Source organism: Streptomyces sp. NPDC026673 (genome assembly GCF_040638135.1).
In the GTDB taxonomy this organism is placed as follows: Bacteria; Actinomycetota; Actinomycetes; order Streptomycetales; family Streptomycetaceae; genus Actinacidiphila.
In genome coordinates this window covers 116718-139877 of the sequence record NZ_JBEZXR010000010.1, presented here as the reverse complement: position 1 = coordinate 139877, position 23160 = coordinate 116718, and the positions used below count along the sequence as shown (strand labels likewise).

Annotated in this window: 19 protein-coding genes; 8 read left to right on the top strand and 11 right to left on the bottom strand. The window is 73.2% G+C overall.

Annotation, left to right across the window (positions count from 1 at the left end):
- Positions 1-77 precede the first annotated feature (77 nt).
- The 4 genes from AB0F62_RS11070 to AB0F62_RS11055 all read left to right on the top strand — a co-directional run bounded on the left by AB0F62_RS11070 (position 78) and on the right by AB0F62_RS11055 (position 9023).
- The gene (locus AB0F62_RS11070; protein WP_361795336.1) at positions 78-1178 is read left to right on the top strand and encodes a helix-turn-helix domain-containing protein; all 1101 of its coding nucleotides are present in this window, start codon (positions 78-80) and stop codon (positions 1176-1178) included.
- A 141-nt stretch (positions 1179-1319) separates the two neighbouring features.
- Positions 1320-1988: a hypothetical protein gene (locus AB0F62_RS11065; protein WP_361795333.1), complete on the top strand. Its 669-nt coding sequence runs from the start codon at positions 1320-1322 to the stop codon at positions 1986-1988.
- Positions 1989-2058: 70 nt separating this feature from the next.
- Positions 2059-4071, top strand: a complete 2013-nt coding sequence (locus AB0F62_RS11060; protein ID WP_361795330.1) for a flotillin family protein — start codon at positions 2059-2061, stop codon at positions 4069-4071.
- A 35-nt stretch (positions 4072-4106) separates the two neighbouring features.
- Positions 4107-9023 (top strand): DNA repair ATPase, encoded by a 4917-nt coding sequence (locus AB0F62_RS11055; protein ID WP_361795327.1) that lies wholly within the window; start codon positions 4107-4109, stop codon positions 9021-9023.
- On the opposite strand, the gene AB0F62_RS11050 is transcribed toward AB0F62_RS11055, so the two are convergent.
- The gene (locus AB0F62_RS11050) at positions 8984-9451 is read right to left on the bottom strand and encodes a helix-turn-helix domain-containing protein (RefSeq protein ID WP_361795324.1); all 468 of its coding nucleotides are present in this window, start codon (positions 9449-9451) and stop codon (positions 8984-8986) included. The two genes, AB0F62_RS11055 and AB0F62_RS11050, sit on opposite strands and share 40 nt — an antisense overlap.
- A 94-nt stretch (positions 9452-9545) precedes the next feature.
- On the opposite strand from AB0F62_RS11050, the gene AB0F62_RS11045 reads away from it, so the two are divergent.
- From AB0F62_RS11045 to AB0F62_RS11035, 3 genes are all read left to right on the top strand, one after another.
- Entirely contained in the window at positions 9546-10043 is a 498-nt protein-coding gene (locus tag AB0F62_RS11045; protein WP_361795321.1) for a PaaI family thioesterase, read from the top strand.
- Between the two features lie 166 nt (positions 10044-10209).
- Entirely contained in the window at positions 10210-12450 is a 2241-nt protein-coding gene (locus tag AB0F62_RS11040) for an AAA family ATPase (protein ID WP_361795318.1), read from the top strand.
- Positions 12451-12763: 313 nt separating this feature from the next.
- Positions 12764-13423, top strand: a complete 660-nt coding sequence (locus AB0F62_RS11035; RefSeq protein WP_361795315.1) for a DUF2238 domain-containing protein — start codon at positions 12764-12766, stop codon at positions 13421-13423.
- A 45-nt stretch (positions 13424-13468) separates the two neighbouring features.
- Here AB0F62_RS11035 and AB0F62_RS11030 read toward each other — a convergent pair whose 3' ends face one another.
- The 6 genes from AB0F62_RS11030 to AB0F62_RS11005 form a co-directional block, all read right to left on the bottom strand.
- Positions 13469-14428, bottom strand: coding sequence for an ABC transporter substrate-binding protein (locus tag AB0F62_RS11030; RefSeq protein ID WP_361795313.1), 960 nt, complete (start codon positions 14426-14428; stop codon positions 13469-13471).
- Positions 14425-15315, bottom strand: coding sequence for an ABC transporter permease subunit (locus AB0F62_RS11025; protein WP_361795310.1), 891 nt, complete (start codon positions 15313-15315; stop codon positions 14425-14427). The genes AB0F62_RS11030 and AB0F62_RS11025 overlap by 4 nt, the downstream gene beginning before the upstream one ends.
- A complete protein-coding gene (locus AB0F62_RS11020) occupies positions 15291-15944 on the bottom strand; it encodes an ABC transporter permease subunit (protein ID WP_361795307.1) in 654 nt (217 codons plus the stop codon). Before AB0F62_RS11020 ends, AB0F62_RS11025 begins: the two co-directional genes overlap by 25 nt.
- Positions 15941-17113: an ATP-binding cassette domain-containing protein gene (locus tag AB0F62_RS11015; protein WP_361795305.1), complete on the bottom strand. Its 1173-nt coding sequence runs from the start codon at positions 17111-17113 to the stop codon at positions 15941-15943. Before AB0F62_RS11015 ends, AB0F62_RS11020 begins: the two co-directional genes overlap by 4 nt.
- Positions 17114-17204: 91 nt before the next feature.
- Positions 17205-17921 carry an SDR family oxidoreductase gene (locus AB0F62_RS11010; RefSeq protein WP_361795302.1) on the bottom strand — a complete coding sequence of 239 codons (717 nt, stop codon included), beginning with the start codon at positions 17919-17921 and terminating at the stop codon, positions 17205-17207.
- 114 nt (positions 17922-18035) lie between these two features.
- Complete coding sequence (locus AB0F62_RS11005; protein ID WP_361795299.1) at positions 18036-18896, bottom strand: DUF427 domain-containing protein; 861 nt, start codon at positions 18894-18896, stop codon at positions 18036-18038.
- Between the two features lie 165 nt (positions 18897-19061).
- Between AB0F62_RS11005 and AB0F62_RS11000 the strand changes: the two genes are divergently transcribed.
- Positions 19062-19670, top strand: coding sequence for an ABATE domain-containing protein (locus AB0F62_RS11000; protein WP_361795296.1), 609 nt, complete (start codon positions 19062-19064; stop codon positions 19668-19670).
- Positions 19671-19710: 40 nt separating this feature from the next.
- Here AB0F62_RS11000 and AB0F62_RS10995 read toward each other — a convergent pair whose 3' ends face one another.
- From AB0F62_RS10995 to AB0F62_RS10980, 4 genes are all read right to left on the bottom strand, one after another.
- The gene (locus tag AB0F62_RS10995) at positions 19711-20157 is read right to left on the bottom strand and encodes an ATP-binding protein (RefSeq protein WP_361795293.1); all 447 of its coding nucleotides are present in this window, start codon (positions 20155-20157) and stop codon (positions 19711-19713) included.
- Between the two features lie 86 nt (positions 20158-20243).
- Complete coding sequence (locus AB0F62_RS10990) at positions 20244-21113, bottom strand: alpha/beta fold hydrolase (protein WP_361795290.1); 870 nt, start codon at positions 21111-21113, stop codon at positions 20244-20246.
- A gap of 300 nt (positions 21114-21413) precedes the next feature.
- Positions 21414-22319, bottom strand: coding sequence for a LysR family transcriptional regulator (locus AB0F62_RS10985; RefSeq protein ID WP_361795287.1), 906 nt, complete (start codon positions 22317-22319; stop codon positions 21414-21416).
- A gap of 174 nt (positions 22320-22493) precedes the next feature.
- Positions 22494-22928 (bottom strand): VOC family protein, encoded by a 435-nt coding sequence (locus AB0F62_RS10980; RefSeq protein ID WP_361795284.1) that lies wholly within the window; start codon positions 22926-22928, stop codon positions 22494-22496.
- Positions 22929-23160 lie beyond the last annotated feature (232 nt).

Below are 23160 nucleotides of genomic sequence, written 5' to 3'. Positions count from 1 at the left end.
CGGGAGTCGGCAGAGTTGATAGCGTCCGGCTTGCCGGAGGTCGGCAATGTGGCAATGCCGGAGGGGGAGACACGGCCATGCAGGGCTTGCCCGAGGAGGACCTCGAGGCGTACGCGCGGATGCTGGACGACGTCGCGGGGACGGGCCGGCGGCTGCGGCGCGAGGAATTGGAGGCGCTCAGGGAGTCCGGCGAGCGTGCGGCCGGGGCGGGCCGCGGGGTGCGCGGACTCGTCGGCTCCTACCTGACGGCGACCCGCGACGCCTGGCCCGCGCTGCGGGGGGTGGCCGGGGCGGGTACGCCGAAGGACGTGCAGAGGGCCGGCGAGGCGGTTCTGACCGCCCTCGACGCGGCGGTGGCCGCGCTCGGCGAGGGTCATGAGCGGGCCCGCCGGCTCGTGGTCCGGCAGGACGAGGCGGCTCGCGGGGAGTTCGTCGACGACCTGCTGTACGGGCGCAGCGACCCGGGAAGGCTCGCCGAGCGCGCCCAGCGCTTCGGGCTCCGGCTGGGCCGCGGCCACGCCGTGGCGGTGGCGCGCGGCGTGGACGCCTACGAGGACGGCCGTCCCGTGCTGCGGCGCATCGAGCGGGAGTTGGTGGCCAGGTTCGGCGGACGCGACGTCCTGATGGCCGGCAAGGACGGCCGCCTGGTGTGCATCGCCCCCGGCAGCGAGCGTGCCGTCTTCGAGGTGTTCGCCGAGACAGCGCTGCGCCCCGGGGCCGGCTACGGAGCCGCCCGGAGGGTGGCGGTCGGGCGCGTCCACTCCGGTACCGGCGGCATCGTGCGCAGTTACGAGGAGGCACTCGGGGCCCTCGACGTCGCCGACCGGCTGCGGCTCCATCCCGAGGTCCTGCGCGCCGAGGAACTGCTGGTCTTCCCCGTGCTCATGCGGGACCGGGCCGCCATGTCCGACCTCGTCCACAGCGTGCTGGGGCCGCTCGAGCAGGCGCGCGGCGGGGCCGGTCCGCTGCTGGAGACCATCTCCGCGCACGCCGAGGCGGGGCACGTCAACGCGGAGGCGGCACGGCGTCTCGGCCTGGGGGTACGGACGTTCACCTACCGCCTGGAGCGGATCAAGGTGCTGACCGGCTACGACCCCGGCGACCCGCTGCACCGGTACACCCTGGAGACCGCGGCGATGGGCGCCCGACTGCTCGGCTGGCCGGAACGGCCGCTGTAGCGCCCGAGGTTGTGCCGTCAACAGGCCGTCAACATCACGTCAAGATTGCCGGGAACCGGCAATGTGCGCGGGCCATCCGCCCTGCCACCATCGTCATGGCACCGACAACGGGGCCAGAGTACGAAGCGGGGGAGGGCCGGGGTGCGCGAATTCGTCGATGCCGCGCTCGGATACCCCACCGCCCTGTTCAGCTTCGCGCTCGTGGTGGTCATCGGGTACTGGGGGAGTGTCCTGCTCGGTGGCTTGGACGTCGACGCCCTCGACGGGGGACACGGGGGACACGGGGGAGAGGGCGTCGACGCCCACGAAGGCGGGCACAGGGACACGGGCGGTTTCGCCGGCGTCCTGGCCGGTGTCGGGCTGGACGGCGTACCGGTCACCGTCACGGTGTCGCTGCTGATCGGCATCGCCTGGTTCGCCGCCCTGGCCGGGCGGGTCCTCGCCGGGGGAGGCCCGCTGACCGGCACCGCGGTCCTGGCGGGCGCGCTGCTGTGCTCCTGGGCCGGTACGCGGACGCTGCTCCTGCCGCTGCGCCGACTGGTACCCCGAGAACGGGCGCCCTCGCGCTCCGACTTCGTCGGCAGGGTCTGCGTCGTCCGCACCGGCCGCGTCGGCCCCGACTTCGGGCAGGCCGAGGTCACCGCCGCCGACGGATCGGCCGCGGTGGTCCAGGTACGCGTCCTCGGACCCGACGAGGGTCTGATCAACGGCAGTGCCGCGCTGATCTTCGACTACGACGCCGTCCGGGAGTGCTTCCTGGTCGCGCCGTACGACGCCGCGCTCGATCCGGATCGCCGCCCGGCCGGCTGAGCCACCGCGCCCACCCGGACTCCCCCTTCACCTCCTTCACCCCTTTCCACCTCTTCTCCGAGGATTGCTGATGGACGCCATCACCATCGGGATCGGCGTGCTCGTCGCCGTCGTCCTGCTCGTCACCCTGGGCATGCTCCTGATCGTCGGCCGGCTGTTCCGCAAGGTCGAGCAGAGCAAGGCGCTGATCGTCTCCAAGACCAAGAAGGTCGACGTCACCTTCACCGGTGCCGTGGTCCTTCCGGTGCTGCACAAGGCCGAGGTCATGGACATCTCGGTCAAGACCGTCGAGATCCGCCGGACCGGCCGCGAGGGCCTGATCTGCCGGGACAACATCCGCGCCGACATCCACATCAACTTCTTCGTACGCGTCAACAAGACCGTCGAGGACGTCATCAAGGTGGCCCAGTCCATCGGGACGCAGCGTGCCAGCAGCCAGGAGACGATCCAGCAGTTCTTCGCCGCCAAGTTCTCCGAGGCCCTGAAGACCGTCGGCAAGCAACTGGACTTCGTCGACCTCTACACCAAGCGGGAGGAGTTCCGGGACCGCATCATCGCGGTCATCGGGACCGATCTCAACGGCTACCACCTTGACGACGCGGCCATCGACTTCCTCGAGCAGACCCCGATGAGCCAGTTGGACGCGGCCAACATCCTGGACGCCCAGGGCATCCGGAAGATCACCGAGCTGACGGCGATCGAGCATGTGCGGACCAACGAGTACCAGCGCACCGAGGAGAAGGAGATCACGCGGCAGAACGTCGACGCCCGCGAGACGATCCTGGAGCTGGAACGCCGCCAGGCCGAGGCCGAGATCCGGCAGCGGCGCGAGGTCGAGACCCTGCGCGCGACGGAGGAGGCCACCACCGCCCAGGTGCAGGAGGAGCAGCGGCTCAACGCCCAGACCGCCTTCCTGCGCACCGAGGAGCAGTTGGGGATCCAGCGCGAGAACCAGGCCCGCGAGGTCGCCGTCGCCCAGAAGAACCGCGAGCGGGTCATCGCCGTGGAGAACGAGCGGATCGAGAAGGACCGACTGCTGGAGGTCATCGCGCGCGAACGGGAGACCGAGCTGACGCGGATCGCCAAGGACAAGGAGGTCGAGGGCGAGAAGCGGCAGATCGCCGAGGTCATCCGCGAGCGGGTGGCCGTGGACCGCACCGTCGCCGAACAGGAGGAGAGCATCAAGCGGCTGCGCACGGTCGAGGAGGCCGAACGCGCCCGCCAGTCGGTCGTCATCCACGCCGAGGCCGAGGCCCAGGAGAAGCTGGTCAAGGACATCAAGGCGGCGGAGGCGGCCGAGGCGGCGGCGCACCACAAGGCACGCGAGGCGCTGACGCTGGCGGAGGCCCGCCGGCAGGCGGCCGAACTCGACGCCCAGGCCAAGGTCCGGCTCGCGGAGGGTGTTCAGGCGGAGGCCGCCGCCGAGGGGCTGGCCGCGGTGCGGGTCCGCGAGAAGGACGCCGAGGCCATCGAGAAGACCGGCCGGGCGGAGGCCGCCGTGGCGGTGGAGAAGGCGCACGCGGCGGCCACCGAGATCGGCGAGAAGCTGAGGGCGGAGGCGGCCGGCCTCACCGAGAAGGCGGCCGCGATGGCCGCCTTGGACGAGGCCTCGCGCGGGCACGAGGAGTACCGGCTGCGGCTCGCCGCGGAGAAGGACATCCGGCTCGCGGGACTCGACGTCCAGCGGCAGATCGCCGAGGCGCAGGCGGCGCTGGTCGGCGCCGGACTGGAGAAGGCGAACATCGACATCGTCGGCGGGGACAGCGTCTTCTTCGACCGGCTGGTGAAGTCCGTCTCGTACGGGAAGAGCGTGGACGCCTTCGTCGAGCACTCCGACACGGCCCGGGCCCTCGCCCGGCCCTGGCTGAGCGGCGAGTCGAACATCGCCGACGACCTGGCGCGTGTGCTCGGCTCCGTCGACGCCGCCGACGTCCGCGACCTGACGGTCTCCGCCCTGCTCATGCGTCTGATCAGCGCGGGAGGCACCCAGAGCGGGCAGTTCCGGCGACTGCTCGACACGGCGCGGGAGCTCGGCCTCGACCAGACCCCGGTCGCCGGCCTCAACGGCACGGCACACGTCTGACGACCGTCCGGGGACAGTCAAGGAGCGCGCACACCATGCCCATCGAGCAGCCGCAGCCGCAGCCGAAGCCCGAGCCGCAGCCGCAGCCCGAGCCGGAGGCCCTTGTGGAGGCCGGCACCCACGAGGTCCTGCGCGGCCGCCTGATCGCAGCCGCAGGCGAACTCAGGTCCCGAGCAAAGGAATTGAACACCCGGCGCATCGAGACCTTCGGCGGCGGCGAACTGCGGCCGACCGGCAGCGGCCACGCGCTCACCGGCCGGGCGGGCGTACCGGGCGACATCGTCGCGGTGGGCGGCCTACTGCTGCTCGGACTCCACGCGCCGGGCGGCGGCACGATCGAGGACGTGTTCTCGCTCCACGAGGCCACCGGCTTTGAGCGCGTCGGCAGCGACGCCGTCCCCGGACTCCTGGACGACCCCGCCTTCCGGCGGGACCTCACCGAGTTCCACCGCTACTACCGCGACGCGCGCCTCGACCGGCTGCGCGTCGTGGACGGCACCCTGCTGGCCGTCTTCCGCACCGGCCCGGCCGCCACCGACGTACGGGCCCTGCGCTGGCGGCTGGGCGCCGACGGCACGGTCGCCTATCTCGACGCCCGCGGCGAGCGCGACCACGTCCGGCCGCCCGCCCACGACCTGGTCTGGCGGGAGACCACCCGCGACGACCACGTCCTGGGACGCCACCCCCATGTCTCGGTCGAGGGCGAGGTCTTCGTCTCCGCGGTCGGCGGCACGCTCACCGTCAAGGCCGAGAACGACACCGGCTCCCCGGAGGGCGTCCACCGCGAACCGGTGGACGAGCCGTTGCAGTCACTGGCCGACGCCGACATCGCCCACGCGCGCGCCGGGGCGCTGATCCTGCTGCGGGTGCGCCCGTACAACGAGGCCCGCGCACGGCATCTGGTCTTCGACACCCGCACCCGCGGGGTGACACGGCTCGACGCCGTCGGACAGGCGTGCCTCACGCTGCCCGGCGAGCAAGGCGTCGTCTTCCCCGGCGGCTACTGCCGTGCCGGCGGCGCCGTGCGCACCTTCGACATCCCCACCGACGGCCTGGAGTTCGAGCGCCTCATCCGGTCGCCCAACGGTGAGGACCTGCTGTACGTCTTCCACTCCCGCACCGGGGGACGCGCCCTGCTGCAGCCGTACAACGTGATCCGCGGGGAGGGCGCCGGCCCCCTTTCCTGCCGGGGGTGGACGCTGCTCGACGACGGCACCCTGGTGCTGCTGCGCCCCGAGTCCGGTGAGCCCTCCCGCCGCCACCCGCTGCAGGTCTGGCGGACTCCGTTCACCTCCGACGCCCACGCCGCCGCCCGCCCCGCCGCCCCGGGACCGCTCGGCCGCGTGGGGAACGCCGATCTGGTCGCCGGGATCGCCGACTGCCTTTCGGCCGCGCGGCTGGCGGAGGAGACGGGAGCGACCGCCTCGGTGTACGAGGCGATCGCCGCCGCCTGCGAACGGAGCACCGACCGTCACCCGTGGCTCGCCGGGAACGGCCTCGGAGCCCTGCACGAGCCGCTGGAGGAGCTCCGCACCACCGCGCGGCAGGCGCTGAAGGAGTTCGAGGCGGTCACGGCGCTGACCGCGCAGGCGGCCGGCGCCCTCGACGAGGCCGCCGGGCAGGTCGCCGCCCTCGTGCGCGGCGGTCGAGACCGGGAGCCGGACAGCGCGGCCGGCTGGGTGCGGCGGCTCGCCGAACTCCGCCGCGCGCAGGGCCGGTTGCAGTCGCTGCGCGACATGCGGTACGCCGACACCGGCCGCATCGAGCGGCTGGCCGCCGGACTCGCCGACGACCTCGCCGACGCCGCCCGCCGGGCGGTCGCCTTCCTGGCCCGGGAGGACGCCTTCGACGGCCACCACAGGGACGTCAGGGCGCTCGCGGGCGCGGCGGCGGCCATCGCCACCACCGCCGAAGCGGCGCCGGCGGCCGCGCGGCTGGCCGAGCGGACCGAGGACCTGCGCACCGTCGGCGAGGTGGTGGCCGACCTGGACATCGCCGACCCGTTGCTCCGCACCTCGGTCCTGGAACGGATCGGCGCGGTCCTCGCCGAGGCCAACCGGGTCCGGGCCGTCCTCGACGCCCGGCGGGCGGAACTGCTGGAGCGGGAGGGCCGCGCCGGGTTCGCCGCGGAGTCGGCCCTGCTCGCCCAGGCCGTCGCCGCGGGGCTGGCCGCGGCCGGCACCCCTGAGGGATGCGAGGAGCAGCTCGCCCGTCTGCTGCTGCGGATCGAGACGCTCCAGGCCCGCTTCGGCGAGTCCGACGACTTCGCCACCGCACTGGACGACCGGCGCACGGAGGTCCAGGAGGCGTTCTCCGCCCGCCGGCAGCTTCTGCTGGACGAACGCGCCCGCCGTGCCGGGCGACTCGCCGCATCCGCCGGCCGCATCATGGACGCCGTCCGGCGCCGCCTCGCCTCCCTGACCTCACTCGACGAGGTGAACGCCTACGTCACCTCCGACCCCATGGCCGTCAGGCTCGGCCGGGTCTGCGACGAACTGCGCGCACTCGGCGACCCCGTGGGGGCCGAGGAATGGGCCGGCCGCCTCCAGGCCGCCCGCGGGCAGGCGGTCCGGGCGCTGCGCGACCGCGCCGACCTCCAGGACGCGGCGGACGGCGGCGCCACCGTCCGCTTCGGCCGCCACCGCTTCGCGGTCGCCGGCGGGCGCGCCGAGCTGACGCTCGTACCGCACGAGGGGACGATGGCCTTCGCCCTCACCGGCACCGACTACCGCGCCCCGGTCCTCGACCCGGCGTTCGCGGCCACCCGGCCCTTCTGGGACCAGCACCTGGTCTCGGAGACCGCCGAGGTCTACCGCGCCGAGTACCTGGCCGCGGCCCTCCTCGCGGACACCGATCCGCCGGACGCCCTGGACGAGGCCGCGGCCTCCGGCCGGCTCCTCGACGTCGTACGGGAGGCCGCCGAGTCCCGCTTCGACGAGGGCTACGAGCGCGGCGTCCACGACCACGACGCCACCGCCGTCCTCGGCGCCCTGCTGCGGTTGCGGGCCGAGGCCGGGCTGCTGCGCTACCCGGCGGCGGCCCGCGCCGCGGCCCGGTTGTTCTGGGCGTACGGCGCCGACGACACCGCGCGCGCCGCCTGGACCACTCGCGCGGCATCCCTGGGACAGGCGCGCGCCGCGTTCGGACCCGCCCCGGCCGTCGTCGCGCTGTCCGGCGAACTGGCCCGGTCGGTCGCCGGCTTCGCCGCCGCGGCCGGACTCGACCCGGGGGACACGGGGCCGGCGGGGGAGTACCTCTTCGAGGAGCTCGCCCGGACCGGGGACTCCGGGGACTCCGGGGCGGCCGGGGGCTCCGGGGCGGCCGCGGACTCAGAGGACTCGGAGGACTCGGAGGACGTGGGCCGGACGGCCACAGCGGGGGAGGTCTCCTTCGTCACCGCCGCCACCGCGCGCACCCTGCTGGAGAAGTTCCGGACCGCCGCCGACGGCCGGGGTCCCGACGCGGCTCTCGCCGCACTGCCCGACGACCTCGCCTCGCTGCCCGTCCGCCACCAGCTCGCCGAGGCCTGGCTGGGTTCGTACCTCGCCTCCTGCGGCGATGACGCCGCCCCCGGCGACCTGGCCGAGGCCGTCGCCCTGCGGCTGCTGGACGAGCGGCTGCCCCGCCGCGACAGCGGTGCCGACCCCACCGCCCGCGTCGACGGACTGCTCGGCCGCCACCCCCGCCTCCGCAACGGCGCCCTGACCCTCCGCCTCGACGAGTTCCTCGCCCGCACCACCGCCTTCCGCGCCGAGCGCGTGCCCGCCTTCCGGGCCTACCGGCGGCTGCGCACCGACCTGCTCGCGCGGGAGCGCACACGGCTGCGCCTGGACGAGTTCCGGCCCTCGCCGCCGACCACCTTCGTCCGCAACCGCCTGCTGGACGAGGTCTACCTCCCCCTGGTCGGCGACAACCTCGCCCGGCAGATCGGCGCCGCGGGCGAGACCCGGCGCACCGACAACTCCGGCCTGCTGCTGTTGATCTCGCCCCCCGGCTACGGCAAGACCACGCTGGTGGAATACGTGGCCGAACGCCTCGGCATGCTGCTCGTCACCGTCAGCGGCCCGGCGCTGGGTTCCTCGGTCACCTCGCTGGACGACGACCACCCCGAGATCCGCAAGATCCACTTCGCGCTCGCGGCCGCGAGCAACGTGCTGCTCCACCTGGAGGACATCCAGCACGTGTCGCCGGAACTGCTCCAGCGCTTCATCCCGCTCTGCGACGGCCAACGCCGCCTCGGCTCCCACGACCTGCGGGGCAAACGCTTCGCCGTCGTCATGTCCGGCAACCCGTACACCGAGTCCGGGGCGCGCTTCCGCGTTCCCGACATGCTGGCCAACCGCGCCGACGTGTGGAACCTCGGCGAGGTCCTCACCGGGCACGACGACCTCTTCGCCCTCAGCTTCACCGAGAACGCCCTCACCGCCAACCCCGTGCTGGCCCCCCTCGCCGGCCGGGACCGCGCCGACCTCGAACTCCTCCTGCGCCTCGCCCGGGGCGACGGCACCGCCCGCGCCGACCGGACGGCGCTTCCCTACCCGCCGGCCGAACGGGAACGGGTCGTCGCCGTCCTGCGCCTGCTGCTGCGCGCCCAGCGCACCGTACTGGCCGTCAACCGCGCCTACATCGCCTCCGCCGCGCAGTCCGACGACTCGCGCACCGAACCGGCCTTCCGGCTGCAGGGCTCCTACCGGAACATGAACCAGCTCGCCGAGCGCATCTCCCCGGTCATGAACGACGCGGAGCTCGACGCCCTCGTCGAGGACCACTACCGCGCCGAGGCGCGGACCCTCACCTCGGCCGCCGAGGCCAACCTCCTCAAACTCGGCGAACTGCGCGGCACGCTGACGGCCACCCAGGCGGCCCGCTGGGAGGAGGTGAAGGCCGCCCACCGCGGGGACCGCGCCGCCGGTCAGTCCACGGCGCGCGCCGACGCTCCGGGCCGGGTATAGGCCTGCCGCGGGGTGAGCGCCTCGTGCCCGCAGGCGCAGACGACCGCGGCCTCGACGGGTTCCCCGCAGTCACGGTGGCGCACCTCCAGGGGCGGGCCCTGCGGGTCCGCGGTGTAGCGGTCGCCCCACTGCTTGAGGGCGATCATCGCGGGCCACAGGTCCCAGCCCTTGGACGTGAGCCGGTACTCGTTCCGGGTGCGGCTGCCCGGCTCGCGGTAGGGGACGGTGTCGAGGATCCCCGCGGCGACCAGCTTGCGCAGCCGGTCCGCCAGCACCGCCTCGGAGAGCCCCATGTGGCGCCGGAAGTCGTCGAAGCGGCGCACCCCGTTCATGGCGTCGCGCAGCACCAGCAGCGACCACTTCTCGCCGACGAGGTCGAGCGTGCGCTGCACCGTGCAGTTCTCGGTACTGGTCTCCAGCCAGGTCATGAGGTCATCGTAGGCTGGCTTCGGCATTGACATCCAGATGTGCGAGTGGCTAGCTTCGAATGGAGAAGTCAGAGAGTCCGGGAGGAAGCGTCCAATGGCGAGGTCACGCACGTTCGAGTGGGGGGATCCCGGGATCTCCGCGGCCGCGGTCGGCCGGGCGAGCGGTCTGGAGTTCCTCCGGGACGTGCTGGCCGGGCGCCTCCCGGCGCCACCCATCGCCGCGACGCTCGGGTTCACCCTGGAGGAGATCGAGGCGGGTCGCGCGGTCTTCGCGATGGAACCGGGCGAGGAGCACTACAACCCCATCGGCAGCGTCCACGGCGGCGTCTACGCCACCCTGCTGGACTCCGCCGCCGGCTGCGCCGTGCAGTCCGTCCTCCCGGCCGGCATGGGGTACACCTCGCTGGACCTGAACCTGAAGTTCCTGCGTCCCGTCACCGTCGAGACCGGCAAGGTCCGCGCCATCGGCTCCGTGCTCAACCAGGGCCGCCGCACCGCCCTCGCGCAGGCCGAGCTGTACGACGCCGCGGACCGGCTGCTCGCCCACGCGACCAGCAGCTGCATGCTCTTCCCCGTCCCCGCGCACGGTTGAGGAATCGCGCCGCCGCACGGGAGTGGTGATTCCCCGAAAAAAGACAAGCCCCGGATGAATTGACATCCGGGGCTCTGCCCTGCGTATATTTAATCCTTCATGTCTTCGCTCGAGAAAGGCATGAAGGAAAGCCTTCGTTGAGAAGCATATCGCGTCAGGAGTGGAATTGTCAACCGAGGAAATCCGGCGGGAGCAGCAATTCATCACCGGCCTCTACGCCCGGCTCGATCGGCTCAGGGAGCAGGCCGAGGATTCGGTGCGCGGCGCGCTCGTGCAGGTCGGGAACGGTTTTCAGGCCAGGCTTGAACGGGATGTGCTGGTCGCGGAGCAGTCCGGGCTCCTCAGTGCGATCAACGCGGGGGAGAACGGGCTGTGCTTCGGGCGCCTCGACTTCCGGGACGGCCGCACCCACCACATCGGGCGCATCGGAATTCGCGAGGACGACCCGTCCCGTACGCCCATGGTGATCGACTGGCGGGCGGACGCGGCACGCCCCTTCTATCTCGCCACCGGGCATTCTCCGATGGGGCTGCGGCGCAGGCGGCACATCACCACCGAGGGGCGTACCGTCACCGCGCTCCACGACGAGCTGATGGACCTCGGGGACCCGACCCGGACCGGCCACGAGGGCGCGGACGCCGACGAGGTCCTGCTGGCGGCACTGGACGCGGCCCGCACCGGGCGGATGCACGACATCGTCCGGACCATCCAGGCCGAGCAGGACCGCATCATCCGGGCGCCCCACCGAGGCGTCATGGTGGTCGAGGGCGGTCCCGGCACCGGCAAGACCGTCGTCGCGCTGCACCGGGCGGCCTTTCTGCTGTACGAGCACCGGGAGCTGCTGGCCCGCCGTGCGGTGCTCATCGTCGGTCCGAACCCGGCCTTCCTGAGCTACATCGGCGACGTGCTGCCGTCCCTGGGCGAGACGGGAGTGCTGCTGGCCACCATCGGCGAGCTCTTCCCCGGCGTACGCGCCACCGGCACCGACAGCCCGGCCGCCGCCGAGGTCAAGGGGCGCGCCGAGATGGCCGACGTGCTGGCGAAGGCGCTGCGGGACCGGCAGACCGTGCCGGAGCGGGCGATCGAGATCGACCACGAGGGATACGGGACGCTCCTGCTCGACCGGGCGATGGCCGAGGACGCACGCCACCGGGCGCGCGAGAGCAGGCTCCCCCACAACCTGGCCAGGCCGGTCTTCGCGTTCCACGTCATCGACGCGCTCACCGCGCAACTGGCCGAGCGGATCGGCGCCGACCCGTTCGGCGGACCCAATCTGCTGGGGCCCGACGACATCGCCCAGATGGGCAAGGAGATCGCGACGAGCCGCGAGGTCCACGCGGCCGTGGAAGTGCTGTGGCCGCAGCTCACCCCGGAGGAGTTCGTCACCGGCTTCCTCGCGGAGCCGGCCCACCTCGACGACGCGTCGGCCGCGCTGATCCGGCGTCAGGCGGGGGCGTGGACCCAGGCCGACGTACCGCTCCTCGACGAGGCCGCCGAACTGCTCGGCGAGGACGACAGCGCGGCCCGCGCCGCCGCCGAGGCCCAGCGCCAGGAGCAGATCGCCTACGCGCAGGGCGTGCTGGAGGTGTCCGCCGGCTCTCAGACGTACGAGTTCGAGGACGAGGAGTCCGAGGTCCTCGCCGCGCACGACATCATCGACGCCGAGCGGATGGCCGAACGCCACGAGGAGGCCGACGGCCGCAGCGCGGCCGAGCGGGCGGCGGCCGACCGGACCTGGGCGTTCGGCCACATCGTCGTCGACGAGGCGCAGGAGCTCTCGGCGATGGCCTGGCGGCTGCTGATGCGGCGCATCCCCACCCGCTCGATGACGCTCGTCGGGGACCCGGCGCAGACCGCGGAAGCGGCCGGACTCGGCTCCTGGGAACGCATCCTGGAGCCGTACGTGGGCGACCGCTGGGAGCACGTACGACTGGGCGTCAACTACCGCACGCCCGCCGAGATCATGGAGGTGGCGGCCGGATTCCTGCGCGCGCACGACCCCTCGTTCACACCGCCCGGCTCGGTGCGGTCGACCGGGGTCGAGCCCTGGGCGCTGCGCGTCGCCGAGGGCGGCCTCGCCGCCGCCGTGGCGCGGGAGGTGGCGGCGGCCCGGGACGGGGGACGCCTCGCGGTCGTCGCCCCGGCGCCGCTGCACGCGTCGCTGCTCGCGGAGCTCCCGGACGCGGCCCACGGACCCCGGCCCGACCTCACCCGGGACGTGGTGCTGCTGGACGCACGGCAGGCGAAGGGCCTGGAGTTCGACACGGTGCTGGTCGTGGAACCGGCCGGGTACGGGGTGAGCGACCTCTACGTCGCACTGACCCGCGCCACCCAGCGCCTCGGGGTGCTGCACACCGGCGATCTGCCCGCGGCGCTCGGCGGACTGCGGCACGCGGAGGGCGGCTAGACCAGGCCCGGCCTGGCAGCGGACATGTCGGGGGCGAGTGCGGGCGGCGCGCCGTGCGGCGCCACCCCGCCTCCGCGGGGCCGGGCGGGGTGGTCGCCGAGTGTGCGGCCGCGGAGCCCGCGGGTGGCGGCGCCTCCGGCGGGCCCGACGTGCGCCGGAACACCACGGGGCCCCTCGCCGTGCCCCGTTCTCGTCGATCGATTCGCCCGTCAGCGCGGGTGCGGGGCACGGCCGGTACGGCGTACCCGCCCCCGCGGGCGCTTGAGTAGCCGTACTCATGCGTCCGCGCGCCTCCGACCGCGACCCTGGTGCCATGACCGACCTCACCGTCCCCGCCCGGCGCGCCTCGCTGCCCGTACTCGCCGCCGCCGTCGCGCTCGCGGCTCTCGCGGTGTCCGGAATCGGGCCCCGGGACCGCGCCACATGGGTGCTGGAAACCTTCTGGATCATGCTCGGGCTCCCGCTCGCGGTCGCCCTTCGCCGCCGGTTCCCGCTCACCGGGCTGCTCTGCGGGCTGCTGGCCCTGCACGCCCTGGTCCTCGCGGTGGGCGGTCACTACACCTACGCCGAGGTCCCGTTCGGGAACTGGCTGCGCGACACCCTCGACCTGTCCCGCAACCCGTACGACCGGATCGGTCACCTCATGCAGGGCTTCGTGCCCGCCGTGCTGGTACGGGAACTCCTGGTCCGTACATCCCCGCTGCGCGGCAGCCGGTGGCTCGCGCCGCTGACCGTCTGCGCCTGCGTGGCGTTCAGCGCGTTCTTCGAACTGCTGGAGTGGTGGGCCGCGCTGATCGGCGGCCACTCCGCGGACGCGTTCCTCGCCACGCAGGGGGACGTCTGGGACACCCAGTGGGACATGTTCTGCGCCCTGGTCGGGGCCGTGTCGTCGCTGCTGTTGCTCAGCCGGGCGCACGACCGGCAGTTGGCCGTCCTCGCGCCGCCCGGGGACGGGCGGCGCGGGCGAGGGTGACCGGCCGGGCCGGTCAGGCCCGCCGGGCGGGGCGGGCGACGCGGATCAGGGGGCGATTCCCGCCGAGGCGAGCCACCGGGCGGCGACCGTCGCGGGGGCCGTTCCGTCCGCGACCTGGGCGTCCAGGCGGCCCAGCACGGCGGTCGTGAGCTTCGCCGACACCTCGTCGCAGGCGTCCGCCATCGGCTGGGTCAGGACATCCCGCTTGAACAGGGGCACGACGTTCTGCGCGGCGAAGATGTGCTCGGGGTCCTCCAGGGTGACGAGGCCGTGGCGCGCGATGGCGGGGTCGGTGGAGAAGATGTCGGCCGCGTCGACGGTGCCGTTCCGCAGCGCGGTCTGGGTGATGGTCCCCGTGGGCGCCAGGGGTACGAACCGGCCGAAGACGACGCCGTAGACGCGCTTCAGGGCCGGTACACCGTAGGAGACCGTCCGCAGCGGAGCCGGGGCGCCGAGCGTGAGCTTGCCGGCGACGTCGCGCAGGTCGCCGATCGTGCGCAGGTGGTACCTGGCCGCGGTGGCCTTCGTCACCGTGATGGTGTCGGCGTCCTGCGCGGGGGCGTAGGCGGTGACGGCGAGTCCGCGTGCGGCCGCGGCCTGGCGCAGTCGCCCGTAGACCTCGGAGGGTGCCCGCGCGGGGTCCCGGGGCGAGAGGTAGTCGAGGGCGGCGCCCGTGTACTCGGGCACCGCTCCGATGGAGCCGTCCTGCAGGGCGGTCAGGTACGCGGCCCGTTCACCGATGTCGGCGTGGACCCGGACGGTGACTCCGCGCGCCCGCATGGCGCCCGCGTAGAGGTGGGCCAGCAGTTCGGACTCCGGGAAGGCCGCGGAGCCGATCGTGACGGAGCCCGGTCTCCTGGGCAGGGGTGCCTCGTCCGCGGTGGTCGGGGGCGCCGCGGACGCGGGCCCGGCCGGGGCGGACCGGGCGGAACTGCCGTCGGCACCGCAGGCGGCGAGAGCGGCGAGGGCGGTGAGCACGAGGGCTGCGGACAGAATGCGGTTCACGCGGGGTCCTTCGGTGCCGGGGCGCCTGCGGCGCCGTTCCGGCTGACGTGGTGGATGCGGGGACGGTACGACGCCGGCGCGGTGCGTCGGCGCACCGCCGGGTCGGGGGCCGGGACGAGCCCGGGGGAGACGAGCAGCCGACGGGCGCGGCCGAGCAGGGCGTCGGCCGTCACGGCCAGGACCGCGACGGCGATCCCGGCGGCGACCATGGCGGGGTAGCCGTAGCGGGGATCGGCGAGGTTCTGCTGGCCGTCGACGATGAGCCGGCCCAGCCCGCCGACCAGGGGTGCGTAGGCGGCGACGGTGACGGTGGCGATCACCTGGAGCACCGCGCTGCGGACGCCGGAGAACAGCAGCGGCAGGGCACAGGGGAGTTCGACGCCGAGCACCACCTGAAGGGGTGTCATCCCGCTGCCTTTGGCGGCGTCGCGGACCGCGGGGTCCACGGACCTGATGCCGGCGTAGGCCCCGGAGAGGATCGGCGGGACCGCCAGCAGCGTCAGTACCGCGAGAACCGGGAGGAAGTAGGGGACGGCTCCGGGCGCGACGACTCCGGCCAGGCCTGCCCCGATGTGGATGCGCGGGGAGACGAGGACGATCAGCAGGATCAGCAGTCCCAGCGTCGGCACCGCGCGCAGGGCGTTGGCGGTCCCCGCGACGAAGGCGACACCGCGGCCGGTGTGCCCGATCAGTACGCCGGCGGGCACCGCGACCACGGCCGCGAGGACCACGACGACGAGGGTGTAGACGAGGTGCTCGCGCGCGTGCGCGAGAAGACCGCCGGGGCCCCACCAGTTTCCGGGATCGTTGAACCAGATGACGACACGGTCCGGCCCGGGCAGGCCGTTGCCGAGCGCGGGGGTCATGAGCCCGCCGCCGGGCGCCACGGGGTGAGGAGACGGGTGAGGCCCGTGATGGCCAGGTCGAGGGCGAACGCGATGCCGGCGAAGCAGAGCAGACCGAGGACGACGGGAGGCACCGTCCCGGTGCTGCTTCCCGTGAGGAACAACTGGCCCAACTGGGAGGTGCCGATGACGGAGGCGACGGAGACCAGACTGACGTTCGACACGGCGGCGACCCGCAGCCCGGCGCCGATCACGGGCACCGCCAGCGGCAGTTGGACCCGCACCAGGGCCTGCCAGGCCGTGTGACCGGTGGCGGAGGCGGCGGCCGAGGAGGCCGCCGGCACCGACGCCAGCCCGTCGGCGACGCCGCGGACCAGCAGGGCGAGGCTGTAGACGGTCAGCGCGACCACGACGTTGACCGGGTCCAGGATGCGGGTGCCGAGGATCTCGGGGATCACCAGGAACATCACCAGGGACGGAACCGTGTAGAGCACGCCCAGGCCGGAGACCAGGACCGCGTGGGCCCGGCGGCTTCGGTGGGCGAGCCATCCGAGCGGTACCGCCGCGACGAGGGCGACGGCCACGGGCAGCGCCGCGAGCCATACGGTCGTCACCGTCCAGCCCTGGATCTGCCGCCGGTTGGCGGTGAAGTACTCCCACAGGGCCGTCACGACCGCACCCCGGGATCCTCCGCGGCCCCGGCGGCGACCACCCCGGCGGCATCGGCCCGCAGTCGCGCGGCGCGGCTCTCGATACGGCCGAGGACCCGGGGCGCGGTGACCGTCCCGGCGAGCCGGCCGTCCGGGGACACGACCACGCCGCGACCGCTCGGGGACGACAACGCGGCGTCCAGCGCCTCGCGGAGCGAACCGCCCTGCCGGGCGAGCGTTCCGCCGAGGTGCAGCAGGTCGGGCGTCACCGTCGTCCGCCCGCGGCCGCCGCCGGCGAGGGACGCGGCGGCGAACCATCCCTGCGGGACGTCCTGGCCGTCGACGACCAGGACCCAGCCGTCGTGCTGCCGCTCGAGGGCGTCCGCGAAGGAGGCGCCCAGCCGGACCGTGGGTTCGCCGCGCAGGGGCAGCGTCGCGGCGCCGGCGAAGGCCAGCGCGCGGTAGCCCCTGTCCCGCCCGACGAAGCCGGCGACGAAGGCGTCCCGGGGCCGGGACAGCAGTTCGGCCGGTGCGGCGAGTTGGGCGAGGGTGCCGCCGACGCGCAGGACCGCGATCGCGTCGCCGAGCTTCACGGCCTCGTCGATGTCATGGGTGACGAAGAGAATGGTCTTGCCCAGCTCCTGCTGCAGTCGCGCGAACTCGTTCTGCAGTTGCTCGCGGACCACCGGGTCGACGGCACTGAACGGCTCGTCCATGAGCATCACGGGCGGATCGGCCGCCAGGGCCCGGGCCACCCCCACCCGCTGCTGCTGCCCGCCGGAGAGCCGGTCCGGATAGCGGTGGCCCATGCCGGCGGGGAGGCCGACGAGTTCCAGCAGTTCGGCTGCCCGGCGCCGGGCCGCGCGCCGGGTCAGACCGAGGAGTACGGGGACCGTGGCGATGTTGTCCAGGACCGTCCGGTGGGGGAACAGCCCGCCCTGCTGGATCACATACCCGATGCCGCGCCGGAGTTCGTGGGGCTTGCACGTGGCGGTGTCCCGCCCGTCCAGCCACACGCGTCCGGCGGACGGTTCGGTCATGCGGTTCACCATGCGCAAGGTGGTGGTCTTGCCGCAGCCGGAGGGGCCGACGAGGACCGTCGTCCGACCGGACGCCGCCACGAGGCTGAGGCTGTCGACGGCGGTGGTCCCGTCGGGATACGTCTTGGTGACCGCGTCGAAGCGGATCATCACTTCTCCTGGCGGGAAGATGCCCGCTGTCTGGTGCCGGGGAGGGACGGGAATTGGGCGCGGGGCGTCGCCCGCGGGGCGGCGAGGCGGGTCATACGAGGGGCTGGCCGCCGTCGACGGCCAGGCAGACACCGGTCATGAAGGTGTTCGTCATCGCGAAGACCACCGCCTGGGCGACGTCCTGGGGGGATCCGATGCGCCGCACGGGATTGGCGTCGGACAGCCGGGCGAACAGCGCGTTCTTCCGCTCGTCGCCCAGCGCGTCCCATGCGCCGGTGTCGATGGTGCCGGGGGAGACGGCGTTGACGCGGATCGGCGCGAGCTCGACGGCGAGGGACCGGGTGACCGTGTTGACGGAGCCGTTCGTCGCCGCGACCGCCAGGAACCCCGGGTCGGGTTCGAGCGCCGCCACGCCGGAGAACAGCACGAAGGAGCCGTCCCGGGGCATGCGCGGGGCGAAGTGCTTGGCGAGCATGATCGGCCCGACTACCTTGGTGCGGAAGGACAGGACGATCGCCTCGGGGCTCAGTTCGGCCACCTTCCCGCGCGCCCGGGCGGAGGCCGTGGAGACCACGTGGTCGACGGCGCCGAGGTTCTCGGCCAGGGCGGCGATGGAGGCCTCGTCGGTGAGGTCCACCTCCCGGACGGTCACGTCCGTGTCCTGGTAGGCCTCGTGGAGGTCGCCGACCGACCGGCCGGCGGCCACCACGCGGGCGCCTTCCGCGATCGCGGCGTCGGCGACGGCGCGGGCGATGCCGCTGCCGCGGCCCACCACCAGAACCGTCTTGTCCCGCAGCGAAGTCGACATGGATCTCTCCCTTGATCTGTTCGCCCGCAGGCCCGGTGTGCGGCTTCCGGGCCGGCGGCGAGGGTTCTGTGAACGGCCGGTCGGCCGGCGCTCGCGCCGGCGTGTGTTCCGCCCCTACCGGGCGCGGACCTCGTCGGCGTCCAGGCCGCGGTCCACGCCGTGCGGCACGACCTGCTGGCCCGGTTCGAGCTCCAGCCGCTTGCCGTCGAGGGTGACCTCGACCTTGTCGGGTTCGAAGGAGACCAGGCCGTTCACACGGCCGACCTCGGTGTAGGCGTCGCGGTAGGACCACGCCGCCTTCCGCGCGTCCCCGATGTCGTAGTAGTCGGCCAGGCCCTTGTACGGGCAGAAGGTGCGGCCCTGAGCCGGGGTCAGCGCGGTCTCGTCGATGTCCGCCCTCGGCACGTACCACCGGGGTGCGAAACCCGACTCGTAGAGCACCACCGGGTGCTCGGACCGGGCCACGAGGCGGCCCTGGGAACGGACTTCGAGGATGCGTGAGGTGTCGCGGATGTCGATGCGGTGGTAGGCGTCGGCGGCGTGCCCGAGGATCCGTTCGTCCTCCTCGTAGAACCCGTCCATCGCCCGCCACGCGAAGGCGATCCGCCCCCGGAGCTCGCTCGCGTGCTCCGGGAGGGAGACCAGCTCCCACGCCGCCCGCTCGGCTGTGCGGCCGCCGGCCCGCACCGCGAACCAGGCGGTGTCCCCCAGGTCCTTGTGCCGGGTGACGTGGTCGCCGGCGACCAGCACCTCGGGCAGGACGTCCGCGCGCGGGAAGTACGCGACCGGGTAGCGGCCCGGTTCGTGGAGCAGCACCACGTCCTCGCTGTCGGCGATCCACTCGTCCGCGAACCTCACCCTCATGCGGCGCCGCAGCCGCTCCGCGAACAGCATCCGCTCGGGCAGCGGGTCGGGGACCAGGAAGCGTCCGAGCCGGGTGGTGGAGAGCGGTCCTTGCTGCCAGGACAGTCCCATGACCGTTCCTTTCTCGTCGGCGGATGTAATGGATGTCTCGACGCTAAAACCGTTAGCGATCCGGGACAAGCGATCAATGATTCGTCTTTTGGAGGGGACCACGTCGTTATTCGAAAGGCTCGATCGAGGTGAAATTGCGGGTTCCCTAATGCATATCCTTGATAAATGAGCGTTCACGTGCGGGTGGAGGAGCTGCAGGCGGCCGGCTTCCCGATGGGCGGCGAACCCCTGGTCGTGCTGGACCTCGCCGACACGGTGATGACCACCCGCCGGCCGGTCACCGACCTCATCGGGACCGCCGCCGCGGCCGCCGCCTGGTGGGGCATCCAGGCCCGGCGGCTTCCCCGGGGCCCCGCCCCCGACGCGGTCGCCACGCGAAGGCTCCGCGCGGCCGTCCGGGAGGCGTTCGACGCGCATCTGGAAGGCCGTCCGGTGGATCCCGCGGCCGTGGAGGACATCAACGCCGCGGCCTCGGCAGCGCCCGTCAGCCCCCGCCTGGTCGTCACCGCCGAAGGGCTGCGGGAGACCACCCGCCGGCACACCGAGTTCGGCGGCAACGCGGCCCTCGCCGTCATCGCGGCCGAGGCCGTCGCGCTGCTGGGCAGCCCCGACCGGCTGCGGCTCCTGCGGCGCTGCGCCAACCCGGAGTGCTCGATGCTGTTCCTGGCCGGGAACAGGCGCCGCAAGTGGTGCACGGGCAACATCTGCGGGAATCGCGCCCGGGTCGCCCGCCACCATCAACGTACCCGCGCCGGGCGTCCCCCGACGGGTTGAGCGGCGCGGGCCGCGCCTGCGCCCCGTTGTACCGTCGGCCCTATGCCGGGGTGGGCGTCCCGGTACGGGCCGGGCGGGAACAGCACCGCGTCCCGGGCCCCGGCCGTCTGAAGCAGGTCCACACGACCTTCCCGGCGGGCAGGCACGCGTCCACGCCCCAGTCGTCGCTCAGCGCCTGAACGATGAACAGTCCGCGTCCACCGGTCTCGTCGGCGGCGGGAAGCACCGGCCGGACGGGCCCGCCGGAGCGCTCGTCGGACACCTCCAGGTGGACGCAGTGCGCGTACAGGGCGATGCGGATGACATACCCCCGGCCGTCCCGCGCGCCGTGGACGACGGCGTTGCCGGCCATTTCCGACACGCAGACGCGGATGTCCTCGCGCCGCGCGCAGCCGCCCCAGGAGTCGAGGACGCGCATGGCGAAGTCCCGTGCGGTGCGCACGGTCCGCGCGGTGGGGCAGAAGGAGTGCTGGGCAAGCTGGATCATGACGTTACCTCGGCCGGAACGGCGGGGAATTCCGGTGGCGTCCGGCGGCGTCCCGTTCCGTTCCCGCCCGCCGGTCCGCCGGCCGTTCAGGCCGGCACGCGGCCCAGGAAGCCGCGGATGTACTCGGTGATGGGGCGGAGGTGGCTCTCCAGCGCGAAGTGCCCGGACTCCACGAGATGGATCTCGGCGTCGGGAAGGTCGCGCCGGAAGGCGCGGGCGCCGTCGGGGCCGAAGATCTCGTCGCGTTCCCCCCAGACCGCGAGCAGCGGCACCTGGGAGTCCCGGAAGTACGCGTGGACCGCCGGGTACATGTCCACGTTGCCCGGGTAGTCGCGGAACAGGCTGAGCTGGATCTCGGCGTTGCCCGGCCGGTCGAGGAGCGCCTGGTCGTGGACCCAGTTGTCGGGGCTGACGAGGCTGGGGTCGGCCACGCCGTTGAGGTACTGCCAGCGGGTGATCTCGAGCGTCAGGGCGCCGCGGACGGCTGCCTCGGTCTCGGGGCCGGGGTCCTTGGCGTAGGCGAACAGCCCGTCCCAGAAGGGTCTGGCGAAGCCCTCGGTGTACGCGTTGCCGTTCTGGCTGATGATCGCGGTGATCCGCCGCGGGTCCGCCAGGGCCAGCCGCCATCCGATGGGGGCGCCGTAGTCCTGTACGTACACGGCGAACCGGTCCACGCCCAGGTGTTCCAGCAGGCCGGAGGTGACCTCGGTGAGGGCGTCGAAGGTGTAGGGGAAATCCGTCACCGCGGGCATGGCCGACTGGCCGAAGCCGATGTGGTCGGGGGCGATCACGCGGTGCTGGTCGGCGAGGGCGGGGATCAGGTTCCGGAACATGTGCGAGCTCGTCGGGAATCCGTGGAGCAGGACCAGGACGGGGGCTTCGGGGTCACCCGCTTCCCGGTAGAAGACGTTCAGGCCGTTGACCTTGGTGGTCCGGTGGTGGACGGTGACGGTCATTTCTAACCTCCTTGGGCTGTGTGATGGGTTACACATCCAGTCGACCACCGCACTCCTAACCTGTCAAGAATCTCTTACCGGTTAGGTGAGGGATCGGGTCCCGGAGTCCGTGGGCAAGGGTCGGCGGCAGCGGGCCCGAGGCGCCGGGCGCCGCCCGCTGTTCACGGTTCCCGGCGCGGCGAAGAGCTGCCACGCGGCCGGGGCCGTCCGTGTGCCCAGGCGGAGGCGGCGGCGGTGCGTCATCCGGCGGTGGCCGGGTGCGCCATGGACGCGTCCTCCCGGGTGCGAGCCCGGCCGGGTCTACCCGGAGGGAAGGGTGGCGCCCGTGTCGACCCGGGGGATCCCGCGGCTGCGCAGGTCGGCGACGAAGCGCCGGACCAGCGCGTCCGAGGGGGTCATCGTGAGCGCCACGATGTCGCGGTGCACGCGCGGCTCCAGGCGGCGGACCACCGCCGAAGGGCGGCCGGCCAGGGCCGAGACGGGTACCAGGCTCACCCCCATCCCGGCGCCCGCCAACTGGGCGGCGGTACGAGGGCTGCGGGTCCGCAGCACAGGGCTGAGCGTCACCTGGTGCGAGGCGGCGAACTGGTCCACCCAGACGGCCATCCCGTTGTCGGGGTCATAGTGCACGAAGGGCTCGCCGGCGAGCTCGTCGACCGGGACGCAGGCCCGCGAGGCGAACGGATGGGCGGCGAAGGTGACCACCACCATCTCCTCCTGTCCCAGCATCTCGGCGTGGGCCGTGGTGGCGGTCGGCCGGGGCCCGACGACCAGGTCGGTCGCGCCGGCCATCAGATGTTCCACCATGCGGTCGGCGCTGGTGAACTCCGCGAGTTCCAGGCGCACCTCGGGCCGACGCGAGCGCCAGCGCCGAAGGACCGGGACGAGGATCCAGGCGGTCATCGTCTCCGCGCAGGCGATCCGCAGCCGGCCGCCGCTGCCCGCGCCGATCTGGCGCCCGATCCGGACCGCCCGGTCCGCCGCCTCCAGGGCGAGGCGGGCCTCCTCCGCCGCGGCCCGGCCGGCGGCCGTGACGCGTACACCGCGGGCCAGCCGCTCGACCACCGGCGTGTTCAGTTCCCGCTCCAGAGCCGCTATCTGGTGGGAGAGAGCGGGCTGGGACATGTGCAGGGAGGCCGCGGCCCGGGTGACCGAGCCCTCGTCGACCAGAGCCACCAGGCACTCCAGTGCCCGCAATGTGGTCATATGTAAAATCTATCCGAACTGTTCGAAACATTCATAAGTCGAAAATCGCACCGGCACCACCGGCACCACCGGCACCACTGGCACCACTGGCACCACCGGCACCACCGGCACCACCGGCACCACCGGCACCGGCACCGGCGCCCCCATTCGCGCAGGGGTGGGGTGCCGCCGCGCTCACATCACCGGGCGGAAACCGCGCTCCTGCACCACCCAGGTGTTGTCGTCCGGGTCGGCGAAGTCGAAGAAACTCGCGTAGTCGCGGCGCTCGGGGTCCGTGCCCGGCCGGAAACCGCCCTGCCAGTCGTCGGTGGGCGACTTGTGCCGCGGTTCGCCGACCGCCACACCGCGTTCCGCCAGTTCCCGCCTGGCCCGTTCGACGTCGCCGACCACCAGATGGAGGTTGCGCAGCGACCCGGGAACGGCATCGGTGAGGCCGACGCCGATCTGCACCGAGCACGCGGATCCCGGCGGCGTCAGTTGTACGACGCGGAAGCCGTCGGAGGGCGCGTAGTCGACGTCGAGGCTGAACCCGGCCTGCTCCGTGTAGAACGCCAGCGACCGGTCGACGTCGGTCACCGGCACCATGACCACTTCCAAGCTGTAATCCATCAGCCCATCTTTGATCAGCGCCTCCGTCATTCGCCAGCGATGAGGCATGCGCGGATCGAATGGGAATGGAAGAAATAGGGAATCCATTGCCGTGGCATTCGCCGGCGGCCCGGGCAATTCATGCGTGAAATCTCGCGGAACCCACCGGAATCCGCATGGCCCGACGAGATCACCGGACCCGCCGCGACCCTAGAGTCGATCCGCGCGGGCCGCGGCCGGTCTCCGTCTGCCG